Origin of the sequence: Corynebacterium wankanglinii, assembly GCF_013601005.1 — a bacterium.
GTDB lineage: Bacteria > Actinomycetota > Actinomycetes > Mycobacteriales > Mycobacteriaceae > Corynebacterium > Corynebacterium wankanglinii.
Map to the genome: position 1 here is coordinate 54,724 of NZ_JABFED010000005.1, position 11,736 is coordinate 66,459.

Below are 11,736 nucleotides of genomic sequence, written 5' to 3' on the forward strand. Positions count from 1 at the left end.
TCGGCATGCGTTCCGCCCCGCGCCTGATCATCTCGGACATCGACGGCACATTCATCACCTCCGCCGGTCGCGTGACCGGGCGCCTGCGCGCAGCAGTCACCCGCGCGGTTGCATCCGGCACCCACTTCGGCCTGGCCACGGGGCGGCCGCACCGCTGGCTCCTTCCTGTGCTGGAGCAGCTGCCGCTGTCCCCCGTATGCGTCTGCGCCAACGGGGCGGTGGTCTACGACCCAGCTTCGGATCGTGTGCTTCACGCCTTCGAACTTGCCCCGTCTGCGATGGCCGAGGTCGTCGCGGTGGCGGAGCGCGCCCTTTCCGGGGTGCCGCACGGCTACGGCGTGGAGCGGGTTGGCTCCTCCGCGTTCGACCCCGAGGAAGAGTGCTTCATCATCAACCCCGAGTACAACCGGGACGCATGGGACAGCCGCTTCGGCGTGACCGACACCGCCGACCTGATCAGCCAGCCCGCCGCGAAACTGCTGGTCCGCTGCTCCTCCATGACGTCGGCGCAGATGTACGAGCGCATCGCGCCATCCGTGGATCCAGAGCTCGCGCATGTGACGTATTCCATGGACGAGGGGTTGATCGAAATCTCCTGCCCCGGCGTGGACAAGGCCGCCGGGGCGCGGTTCCTCGCCGAGCACTATGGCGTCAGTGCCGAGGAAACCATCGCATTCGGGGACATGCCCAACGACCTCGAGCTGTTGCGCTGGGCCGGCACGGGCGTGGCCATGGGCAACGCGAAGGATGTGCTCCGCGAGGCGGCTGACCAAACCACACTGACCAACGATGAACACGGCGTGGCACGAGTACTCGAGCGCTGGTTCTAACCCGCGCTCCGCTCCAGATCCGCCAGCCACACCCGGTACGGCGTGTCTATCCGGTTAGGCAGCTGGTGCACCCCGGGGTGGTGGTTGATGATTTGCTGCACCCCGGCGATGACAGTGCCCCAGCTCCCGGCGTCCCACCCCACGCGGCGCACCACGGCGCCGCGATTCTGGAGTTGGGTTTCGCGGTGACGTTCACGTCGTAAAGCATCTGCCGCATCCCCCATCGCGCCGCTGTTCTTCTCGCGCCCGTCCGCCTCGAGCACGAGGAACCCGTTGATCAGCGCGTCCGCCCAGGCGACGGTGGGCCACCCGTCCGCGTCGACGATTCGGAAACCGACCTGAAACTCGAGCGTTTCCACCCCTTTAAGCAGGCCCGATGCCACGGCTTGAAGGAGCGTGTCCCGCAACCGGGTCTCCAGCGGGCTGGCCGAAGTGTCGGTTGAATGCTCGATCAGCGCCCGGAACGGCCGGATCCCCGGGGCATGAGGCAGCGTTGCCGCCTTGGCCAGCAGGTACTCCGTGGTCAGGTGCTCGTGCTTAAAACGCGCCGACTCAATCTGCACCAGCGCTTCCATGCGGCCGTAGTAGCGGAACGTGTCGAACATCGCGCGGATGGCGGTGGCGGTGCGGATGCCGTCGTGCACCAGGTGCTCGTGGTCCAGCAGGCGGCCACTGCGGTAGATCCTGTCCGGGTACGTCTTCCCCCAGGACCGCGATCCACCCGGGAGTGCGAGATCAACACTGGTCACCCAGTTCAACGTGGACAAATCGAGCCACCTAGCAGCAGCCGGCCCGGTAATGACTGCGGTTTTGCACTGCGCGGCGACCCGTTGGATCAGATCCAGCTCAGCCTGGCGTTTGTTTGCTATTCCCCCCATGTGCGGAAGTATCCCACGCGTGGCGCGGGCCGTCCACGCGGAATGCCCGGTTTGCGGGAGCGGATTGGCGGGCCAGGGTTGCTCTCGGGAGCGGATTGGCGGGCCAGGGTTGTTCTCGGGAGCGGGTGGTATAGCAGGGTGGGCGGTGCCGCTATACCACCATGGGTTCGCCGGTTTGTTTCCCCAGGTGGTAATGAACCGCGGATTCAATAAGCAACACGTGGTATAGCAGGGCCGGCGCGCTGCTATACCACGTTGCCGTGCTATACCGCGTTGCCGCCGTGCTATACCGCTCGGGGCCAGGGCAGCACCACGCGCCGAGCGCACAGGCCGCGCCCGGGGGCAACAGAACCCGCCCCGATAGAATCGCGCGCATGGCTTTGATTGCGGCGATTGACCAGGGCACGACGTCGACGCGCGTGTACATCACACGCACCGACGGCAAGGTCATCGCCCAAACGCAGTACGAGCACGCCCAGCACATGCCGCAGAAAGGCTGGGTCGAGCACGACCCGATGGAGATCTGGCGCAACACGCGCCGGGCGCTGAGCGAGGCGTTGGCGGACAAGGACATCAGCGAGCAGGACATCGACGCGCTCGGTGTGACTAACCAGCGCGAAACGGCCGTGATCTGGGACAAAGCAACGGGCAAGCCGATCTACAACGCGATCGTGTGGCAGGACACGCGAACGAACCACGATGGGGACCCGGCGAGATACCTGCGTAAGACCGGTCTGCTGCACAACTCCTACCCGGCGGCGCCGAAGTGGGCGTGGATCCTGGATAACGTCGCAGGCGCCCGCGAGCGCGCTGAGAGGGGCGAGCTGCTCGCGGGCACGATGGATACGTGGCTGATCTGGAACCTCACAGGGGGTGCGAAGGAACCGGAGCAGGCGCTGCACCTCACCGATGTGACGAACGCGTCGCGCACCCTCCTCATGGACCTGGAGACGTTGCAGTGGGACAAGCAGCTTTGCGACGAGCTCCGCATCCCCCGCCAGATCCTTCCGGAGATCCGCGCGTCGGTAGGCAGCTTCGGCAAGATCCGCCGCCGCGGGCCGCTGGCGGGTGTGCCCATCACCGGTGTGCTGGGCGACCAGCAGGCGGCGCTGTTCGGCCAGGGTGGGCTGCGCGAGAACGACGCGAAGATGACGTACGGCACCGGCCTGTTCATGCTGCTCAATACCGGAACCACTCCGAGGTTCAGCGAGAATGGGCTGCTCACCACGGTGGCGTACCAGGTGCAGGGCCAGCCGCCGGTGTACGCGCAGGAGGGGTCGGTGGCGGTGGGCGGCTCGCTCATCCAGTGGTTGCGTGACCAGTTGGGCATCTTGCGCACCGCCGCGGAGTCGGAGACGCTGGCCAGCCAGGTCGAGGACAGCGGGGGAGTGGTGATCGTGCCGGCGTTCTCGGGACTGTTCGCGCCGCGGTGGCGCCCCGACGCGCGGGGTGTGATCGTGGGGTTGACCCGGTTCGTCGATAGGCGGCACATTGCTCGCGCGGCGCTGGAGGCGACGTGCCTCCAGGCGCGCGAGGTGGTGTGCGCGATGGGCGGCGAGCCGACCGCGCTGAAGGTGGATGGCGGGATGACCACGAACGACCTGCTCATGCAGATGCAGGCGGACGTTCTGGGGATCGACGTCGTACGCCCCGCGAACACGGAGACCACGGTCATGGGGGCGGCGTCGGCGGCAGGCATGGGCATTTCGCTTCTCGACGAACCGCTCACGCTCGGTTCCGCCACCACCTGGAAAAGCGAAATGGCCGGCCCCGAACGGGGCCGGCTCGTTGCCGCGTGGGAGGATGCGGTCGCCCGCTGCCTGAACCTGGCCTAGGCCCGAGTGTGCGAGGGCCTAGCGGGCGTTGATGTCCACCGCGTTGGTGGACGGGTTGTAGGTGATGAAGCCGCCTTCGAAGTCCACGCGCACGGTGTCGGCGGTGGGGTTGAAGGCCTTGCCCACCGGCATGCCCAGCGGGCCGGCGTCGAGGCCCTGTTGTAGCCAGGCCTCCGCGATCTTGCCGACGAGGGCGATGATCTCGCCTTGATCGTTGCGGGCGCCGATGCCGTTGGAGTAGAGGGCTACGGCCGGGCCGGTCGGGCCGCCAACTCCGGCGACCAGCTTGCCCAGGGTGGGCTCGAGCGTGGTCCATACCTGGGCGGCGTCGCTGGAACCGAACGCGTTGAGCGTCGGTGCGACTGCCGGGCTGATCTGCTTAGCCAGGGCGGCCGCCTGCGCGAGGGTCAGGCCCTCGAAGACCTGCACTTCGCCCATGGTGTTGACGGTGGGCAGCTTGTCCTGGCTGGCCAGGAACAGCAGTACCAGGCCGATGGCGGTGCCCGCCACCGTGGCGATGGCGGTTGGGTCGCCGGAGGACAGGGCCGCGAGGGTCCCGTCAACGGAGGGCGGTTGCTGCGGGTCGGCCGGTGCAGGCGCGGGGGCGGCGGTGGTCGGCGTGCTGCGGTCGAAGATCGACCCGGCTCCGGCCCGGTCCCCCGCGAGCAGCGTGCGGTATTTCATTGCGGCGGTGGCGCGGATCGTCGGCAGTTTGGAGTACAGGTTGTCGCCCGGGCACGTGTTGTAGTGGAAGTCCCGGTGAGCGTTGATGTTGTTAAACATCGCGCCCTGGCCTGCGGCGTACTTGGAGCCGCGGAAGTTGCCCTCCGCGTAGTGGTAGCTGGAACCGGTGGGGTCGAAGCCTGCCACCGCGGCCTTCCAGCCGATGATCTCGCCCATGGCGCGAAGCGCGGCCGGGGTCGGCTCAGCCACCTGGTAGTTGCCCAGCATGGACACGCCCCAGGTGTTCTGGTTGAAGGAGCCCACGTGTGCGCCCTGGGGGCCGCGGTCCATGCCGCCGGCGCGGCCTTCGTAGATGTTGCCGTACTTGTCCACCAGGGCGTGGTAGCCGATGTCGCCCCAGCCCAGGTTGTTGGCGTGGTAGTTCCAAATGCCGCGGACAATGCCCGGTGCCTCGGCCTCGGAGTAGTCGTTAGAGCCCGCAGTGTGGTGCACCGTCGCGGCCGTGGTGGGCTCGCTGTAGTACGGCGCACTGCTGCGGCCCGCCCCCCACTGCGCGCGGGTGATCACCTTGGGCATGCCCCACGTGTAGGAGTCCGCAACCGGCTGGATGCCGCCCTCGGCGTTGCCGAAGCCGCCGTCCAGGAACACCGCCTGAATATCGTTTGCGGTGGTAGGTGCCGAGGAGACAGCGCGGCCGTCTTCGAGGAGGTCGACGTTGCCGGTGGAGACCTGGACGCGTGTGGTGCGGCCCACGTAGATCGGCTCGGTGCCGAACTTGTCGCTGCCCGCCTGCGGGTCCAGCTGGTCCATCTGGAACCACTCGGACCACGAGCCGTCCGGGCGCTGCGAGCGGACGTAGGCGGCCACGTCGCGGTCGCCGTTCCAGGTCAGGCCAACGAGGGAGAACTCGCGGTCGTTGCTGAATTCCTTGACCACGCGTCGCACCTGGTCTTCGCCGCCCTGGGTGCGGATTGCGGCGTCGTCGACGGTGATGTTCGCGCCGGACGCGAAGGATTCGGAGGTGGTGTAGACCTCCGGGGCGTTTCCGCCGAGGGATTGGACCTGGAGGATGCGGTTGCCGCTGAACGCGTTGGCGGCGACAAGGGCGATGACGAGGAGGATGGACACGATCACGGGCATGATCGCGGCCCGGGCGGGTCGGGCCGCGCCACCCTGGATGCTGCGACGTTGATGCACGGAAATACTCCTGAGACGTTTAAAGTTCACTGCGACAGCAGTGGCAAATGTGACAGAAGCGTAGTGTAGTGGAAGTTCAAGTCTCAAGAAAGACTTGAGACTATCGGGGTGTGTCGTGGCGAAGCCTCGTCGATAGGCAACTGTGCGAAAATGGAGCCCATGGCATACGACCTCATTGTTGTTGGATCGGGTTTCTTCGGCCTCACGGTGGCCGAGCAGGCGGCGAGCGAGCTGGGCAAACGCGTGCTGGTGGTAGAAAAACGCAGCCACATCGGCGGCAACGCCTACAGCGAGAACGAGCCGGAAACCGGCATCGAGGTGCACAAATACGGCGCGCACCTGTTCCACACCTCCAACGAGCGGGTCTGGGAGTACGTCAACCGCTTCACCGACTTCACGGACTACCAGCACCGCGTGTTCGCCATGCACGACGGCACGGCGTACCAGTTCCCGATGGGCCTGGGCCTGATCAACCAGTTCTTCGGCCGCTACTACTCGCCGGAAGAGGCGAAAAAGCTCATCGAGGAGCAGCGCGAGGGCCTCGACCCGGCCGCCGCGACGAACTTGGAGGAGCGCGGCATCGCGCTGATTGGCAAGCCGCTGTACGACGCGTTTGTGAAGCACTACACCGCCAAGCAGTGGCAGACCGACCCGACGGACCTGCCGCCGGAGATCATCTCGCGGCTGCCGGTGCGCTACACCTTTAACAACCGCTACTTCAACGACACCTACGAGGGCCTGCCGGTGGACGGGTACGCGGCCTGGCTGGAGCGCATGGCTTCCTCGGATCTTATCGATGTGCGCCTGGACACCGACTGGTTCGAGGTGCGCGACGAGGTCCGCGCCGAGAGCCCCGACGCTCCGGTGGTGTACACCGGCCCGCTGGACCAGTACTTCGACTACGCCGAAGGCCGCCTGGGCTGGCGCACGTTGGATTTCGAGCAGGAGGTGCTCGAGGTCGGCGACTTCCAGGGCACGCCTGTGATGAACTACAACGATGCGGACGTGCCGTACACCCGCATCCACGAGTTCCGCCACTTCCACCCGGAGCGCAGCGAGTACCCCTCTGATCGAACGGTCATCGTGAAGGAATACTCCCGCTTCGCCGAGGACGACGACGAGGTGTACTACCCGATCAACACCCCGGAGGATCGCGAGAAGCTCGAAGCTTATCGACGCCTCGCTGCCGACGAATCCGAGCAGAACAACGTCCTGTTCGGCGGCCGGCTGGGCACCTACCAGTACCTGGACATGCACATGGCGATCGCGGCGGCGCTGACCCTGTTTGACAACCAGCTGCGCCCGTTCTTCGAGTCAGGTGCGCCCTTGAGCCAGCCCCGCGGGCACTAGGGGCGCGAGGTTCCGCGGGTGGTATAGCAGCGGGTGGGGAGCTGCTATACCTCCCGGCTTACTCGTTTACGTTTGCTCAGCTCGCTTGTTACTGGTGGGACCCGAAAGCGCGGCTCGTCTAGCAGGGAGGGGTCAGCCGCTAGACGGCCGTGTCCGTAACCGACGAGACATGGCCACGCGGCGGGCGCCAGCCACCGCGCCACACACCGAGTCCGTCTGGCCGTACACTGACCCTCCGTGGGAACTTTCATAGCACTCATCGGATTGTTGCTGGCCACCGTCTTCGTCGCCGCGATCGGTGAACGCACAGGCCTGCCGTGGCCGGCGCTGCTGACCGTGGTGGTGGCGCCGGTGATTTTCATCCCCGGTATCGACACGGTCTCCATTTCGCCGGAGCTCATCCTCCCGATCTTCTTGCCGCCGCTGTTGTGGTCGCTGGCGAGACGCACCAGCTGGGGGCAGATCGCCTCCCAGCTCAACGTGGTGCTGACCATGAGCGTGATCCTGGTGTTTTTCACCATCGCTGCGCTCACCGCCACCGCGATGTGGATGTTGCCCGGCCTGAGCCTGGCCACCGCGATGGTGCTCGCCGCCGCGATTGCCCCGCCGGACCCGGTGGCTGTGGACGCGGTGGCAGGCCCGGCCGGCATCCCGAAACGCATCACCGGCACCTTGCAGACGGAGGGCCTGTTCAACGACGCCGCCTCCATCGTCACCTTCAACGTGGCCATGGCGGCGGCGGTGGCGCACGGTGAAGTGGACTTCAGCAAAGGGTTCTTCCAATTCCTCTACGCGGCGATCGCCGCTGTGGTCATCGGCCTGGTGGTGGGCAGGCTCGCCGCCATGTTCGCCAACTCCGTGCCTGACTCCGTTATCCGCACCGCATTCACGTGGGTGCTCCCGTTTGCCATCTATGCCGGCGCTGAGGCGATCGAGGCCTCGGGCGTGATTGCCATCGTCATCGCGGCGGTAGAGATGTCCTCGCGCTCCGCCATGACGGCCGAGGACCGCCTCACCGGCCACTCTTTCTGGGAAACGGTGGAGCTGCTGTTCACCGGTGTCGCGTTCGGCCTGATTGGCATGAGCGTGCGCGACGCCATCGACACCGCCGGCACGCACATCTGGCAGGCGGTGCAGGTCGGCGTGGTGCTGTCCGTCGTGGCGTTCGCCGTGCGCTTCGGCTGGATGTGGGTGCTGTACCAGATGAACACGAAGCGCGGCCGCACGAACGTCTCCCCGCTGCGGCTACAGGAGGTGCTGCTGATGGCGTGGTCGGGCATGCGCGGCCTGGTCACGTTGGCGCTGGTGCTGTCCATCCCGGCGTCGGCGACGGGTTACCACCACGAGCTCTCCGTTATCGCCCTGACCGTCCTCACCTGCACGATGGTGGTGCCCGGGTTGCTGCTCCCGTGGCTGGTGGACAAGCTCGACCTGCAAAACGGGCCGGGAGGGGACAAGGCCGTTGAGGAGCTGAACCAGCGCGCGTGGGCCGCCGCGCGCAAGGCAGTGAAGCAGCACGGCGAGGAGTTCGCGCCGGAGGCCTACGCGATGGTGCAGGAGTGGCTCGATTCCATTGCGGAGAAGCGCCTACAGGACCCGGAGGGATCCGAGGAGCGCAAGGAGGCTTTCAAGCGTGCACGCGCTGGGGCGGCGCAAATGCAGGAGGTGGCGTTGCGGGCCGCGAGCAGGGAGCTGCAGCAGGCCCGCCGCGAGCGCCAGTACAATCCCGCCGACGTCGACGCGGTGCTGGCAGACCTGGACAAGCTGATCCTCGCCCGCGACCGCAGCGCGCTCGCCGCACCCAGCACGATGGTCAAGTGGGAGCCGGAAGAGTAACCGTCTCGCCTCTACACCGACCGGGTGGCAGTTTTTCTCATGATCATCGGCCTCGTGCTGGCCACCGTCTTCGCCTCCGCGCTCGGCGAGCGCACCGGCCTTCCATGGTCGGCGCTGCTGACCATCGTGGTGGCTCCGGTGCTGTTCATCCCCGGCATCGAGACGGTGAGCCTGGATACGCAGCTGATTTTGCCGATCTTCATCCCGCCGCTGTTGTGGTCCCTTGCCCGCCGCACGAGCTGGGCGATGATCCGCGCGCAGGTGCACGTGGTGCTGGTCAAGTCGGTGGTGCTGGTCTTCCTCACCATTGCCGCGCTAACGGCCACGGCCATGTGGCTCATGCCGGGGTATCGGACTCGCTGCGGCGATGGTATTGGCCGCAGCGATTGCGCCGCCGGACCCGGTGGCGGTGGACGCGGTGGCGGGCCCGGCCGGCATTCCGAAACGCATCACGGGCACGCTGCAGACTGAGGGCCTGTTCAACGACGCGGCCTCGATCGTCGCGTTTAACGTAGCGCTCGCAGCTCTCATCGCCGGCGGGGATGTGAATTTCGCCGACGGTGCGCTGAAGTTCCTCTACTCCTCAGTAGTTGCGGTGGTGATTGGCCTGGTTGTGGGACGTGTGGCGGCGTTCGTGGTCAACTCGGTCCACGATTCCGCTACCCGCACCGCGTTTACCTGGGTGCTGCCGTTCGCGATTTATATGGCGGCCGAGGAGCTCCACGCCTCGGGTGTCATCGCTATCGTTATCGCCGCCGTGGAAATGTCCTCGCGCGCCTCCTTCACCGCCGCGGACCGCCTGTCCGGCCACTCCGTCTGGGAGACCGTGGAGCTGGTGTTCACCGGCCTGGCGTTCGGGCTGATCGGCATGAGCGTGCGCGAGGCGATCGACACCGCCGGCACGATGGTATGGGAAGCCGTCGGCATCGGACTGGCACTCTCAATCGTCGCCTTTGTCGTGCGCTTTGCCTCCATGTGGGTGCTTTACCAATTCAAGAAACGCATGAACCGCACCGACGTCGCGCCCCTGCGCATGCAGGAGGTGCTACTGATGACGTGGGCCGGCATGCGCGGCCTTGTCACCCTCGCGCTGGTGCTGTCCATCCCGGCTGGCATCATGCCCTACCACCACGAACTTTCCGTTATCGCGCTGAGCGTGCTCACCTTCACCATGGTGATTCCGGGATTGCTACTGCCGTGGCTCGTGCACCGTCTCAACCTCGACGCCGGGCCCGATGCGAACGGCGACAACGTGGCTGCCGAGCTGAACACCCGCGCGTACGAGGCCGCGCGCCGCGCTGTCCAGGAGCATGGCCCGAAACTCGCGCCGGAATCGTACTTCATGGTCCAGGAATGGCTCGACGCGCTTGCAGCGCGCCGCCACGTGCACCCGGAGGGAGCGAAGCAGCGTCGAGAAGCTTTGGAAGCTGCATCGACCGCGGCGATCGAGGTGCAGAACATGGCCCTCGCAGCCGCCACCGCCGAGCTGGAGAAGGCGCGCACCGAGCGCCGCTACAACCCCGCGGATGTCGACGCGGTGCTCGCGGAGCTCGACGTCATGGTTTTCGCCGCGGAGCGCGACGCTCTCGCGCCTCCCCGGCGGTTGCGGTAGGGGCCTTTCGCTTATCGACGCCCCTTCGGCCCGCAGGTCACCCGACGCCATACAGCGATGGCGCTCAACGCGCCGATTTAGGCAGAAGACTGCCCGTTTTTTGGGCCTGCCATGCGCTATCGCCAACAGCCTTCGTTTTCAAAATGACAACCAAACGGCTTTCGATATGAAAATCAACTCATTTTCAATATGTAAATCAACACGCTTTCAAAATGTAAACCTGAGTCTTCTAGCTGCTACGATGCATGCCTATGAGTGGCGTGTATTTACCGCGTCTAGCGGATGGTGAACTGGAGAAGGCCCTGCGCCGGCAGGGCGGGGTGTTGATTCAGGGGCCGAAGGGTTGCGGAAAGACCGAGACGGCGAAGCAGCAGGCCGCGAGTTTCCTCAATGTGGAGACTGATCCCGGGGTGTGGCTGGCCATGGAAACGGATCCACGGCTGTTACTGCATGGGGCGACACCGCGCTTGATCGATGAATGGCAGCTGCAACCGCGCCTTTGGGATTTTGCACGACACACGATTGATGAGCGCCGGGCGAAAGGGCAGTTCATCTTCACCGGTTCGACTGCACCCGGGGCCGATGCGACAAGCCACTCGGGCGCGGGCCGGTTTGCTCGCATGACCATGTCGACGATGACGCTGTTTGAAACCGGTGAATCTGATGGGTCCGTTTCGCTTTCAGCGGTGGTTGCTGGTGACCCGTTGCCGTTCGCCGCCCCATCATTGACGCTGCCCGAGTTGGCAGAACGGGTTTGCCGAGGCGGCTTACCCTACAACGTTGGTCTACCGCTCGAAGACGCTCTGGAAAACGTCCGGGACTACGTACAGACTGTCGCGGACGTGGACATCCACACTCCTGGCGGGGTGAATCGTGACTCTGAGCGCGTGAGGCGGATGATCCGCTCGCTTGCTCGGGGCGTCGGAACCGAGCTGGAGCTGCAAACCATTGCGACCGATTCCGATTCATCGCGAGTGACCACACGGGACTATCTCGATGCGCTGGCGAGCATCTTCGTCTCCGTGGATCAGCCCGCGTGGTTCACGCACCTCCGTTCCAAGGCGACGTTGCGGAAGGCTCCGAAGCGCCACCTCGCAGACCCCTCCTTCGCCATGGCTGCACTCGATCGTGGGCCGGAGCACCTGCTCCGGGATCCTGCCTACTTCGGCCAACTCTTCGAGTCTCTCGTGGTGCACGAACTGCGGGCGCTCACAGGCAGAACGGTCTATCATGCCCGGCTGAACACGAAGCTGGAGGTCGACGCTGTCGCGAACGTCGGCGGCCGTGACGTGCTTGTCGAAGTGAAACTGGGCTACACCCCGGAGGTGATTGAGCATGCAGCTGACACACTCAAGCGGTTCGCGGGCCACCTCGATGACAACCCGGCCTTGGTGGTGATCACCTCAGGAGGACCCGCACTCCGCCGGAGTGACGGTGTCGCAGTGATTCCGATCGGGGCACTGGGGCCGTAGCACATAAAACATCGCTCGTGAGGGTTGCTCGACGCTGTGTAG

At 65.7% G+C, this 11,736-nt stretch carries 7 protein-coding genes and 1 pseudogene; 6 read left to right on the plus strand and 2 right to left on the minus strand.

Annotated elements, in window-relative coordinates; translation table 11 throughout:
• Nucleotides 1-5 precede the first annotated feature (5 nt).
• Nucleotides 6-830 carry an HAD family hydrolase gene (locus HMA55_RS07700; RefSeq protein ID WP_181192473.1) on the plus strand — a complete coding sequence of 275 codons (825 nt, stop codon included), beginning with the start codon at nucleotides 6-8 and terminating at the stop codon, nucleotides 828-830.
• Here HMA55_RS07700 and HMA55_RS07705 read toward each other — a convergent pair.
• Nucleotides 827-1,708 (minus strand): hypothetical protein, encoded by an 882-nt coding sequence (locus HMA55_RS07705; RefSeq protein WP_181192474.1) that lies wholly within the window; start codon nucleotides 1,706-1,708, stop codon nucleotides 827-829. The genes HMA55_RS07700 and HMA55_RS07705 overlap by 4 nt on opposite strands.
• Nucleotides 1,709-2,082: 374 nt before the next feature.
• Between HMA55_RS07705 and glpK the strand changes: the two genes are divergently transcribed.
• Complete coding sequence (gene glpK, locus HMA55_RS07710) at nucleotides 2,083-3,543, plus strand: glycerol kinase GlpK (RefSeq protein WP_181192475.1); 1,461 nt, start codon at nucleotides 2,083-2,085, stop codon at nucleotides 3,541-3,543.
• 18 nt (nucleotides 3,544-3,561) lie between these two features.
• Here the strand turns inward: glpK and HMA55_RS07715 are convergent, their stop codons facing one another.
• Nucleotides 3,562-5,424, minus strand: coding sequence for an N-acetylmuramoyl-L-alanine amidase (locus tag HMA55_RS07715; protein ID WP_257802504.1), 1,863 nt, complete (start codon nucleotides 5,422-5,424; stop codon nucleotides 3,562-3,564).
• Between the two features lie 159 nt (nucleotides 5,425-5,583).
• Here HMA55_RS07715 and glf point away from each other — a divergent pair, with 159 nt between their 5' ends.
• From glf to HMA55_RS07735, 4 genes and pseudogenes are all read left to right on the plus strand, one after another.
• A complete protein-coding gene (gene glf, locus HMA55_RS07720; protein ID WP_181192476.1) occupies nucleotides 5,584-6,774 on the plus strand; it encodes a UDP-galactopyranose mutase in 1,191 nt (396 codons plus the stop codon).
• A gap of 237 nt (nucleotides 6,775-7,011) precedes the next feature.
• Nucleotides 7,012-8,610 carry a cation:proton antiporter gene (locus tag HMA55_RS07725; protein WP_181192477.1) on the plus strand — a complete coding sequence of 533 codons (1,599 nt, stop codon included), beginning with the start codon at nucleotides 7,012-7,014 and terminating at the stop codon, nucleotides 8,608-8,610.
• Between the two features lie 24 nt (nucleotides 8,611-8,634).
• Nucleotides 8,635-10,222 (plus strand): annotated as a pseudogene (locus tag HMA55_RS07730) (cation:proton antiporter).
• Between the two features lie 251 nt (nucleotides 10,223-10,473).
• Entirely contained in the window at nucleotides 10,474-11,694 is a 1,221-nt protein-coding gene (locus HMA55_RS07735; RefSeq protein WP_181192478.1) for an ATP-binding protein, read from the plus strand.
• The last annotated feature ends 42 nt before the right edge of the window (nucleotides 11,695-11,736 follow it).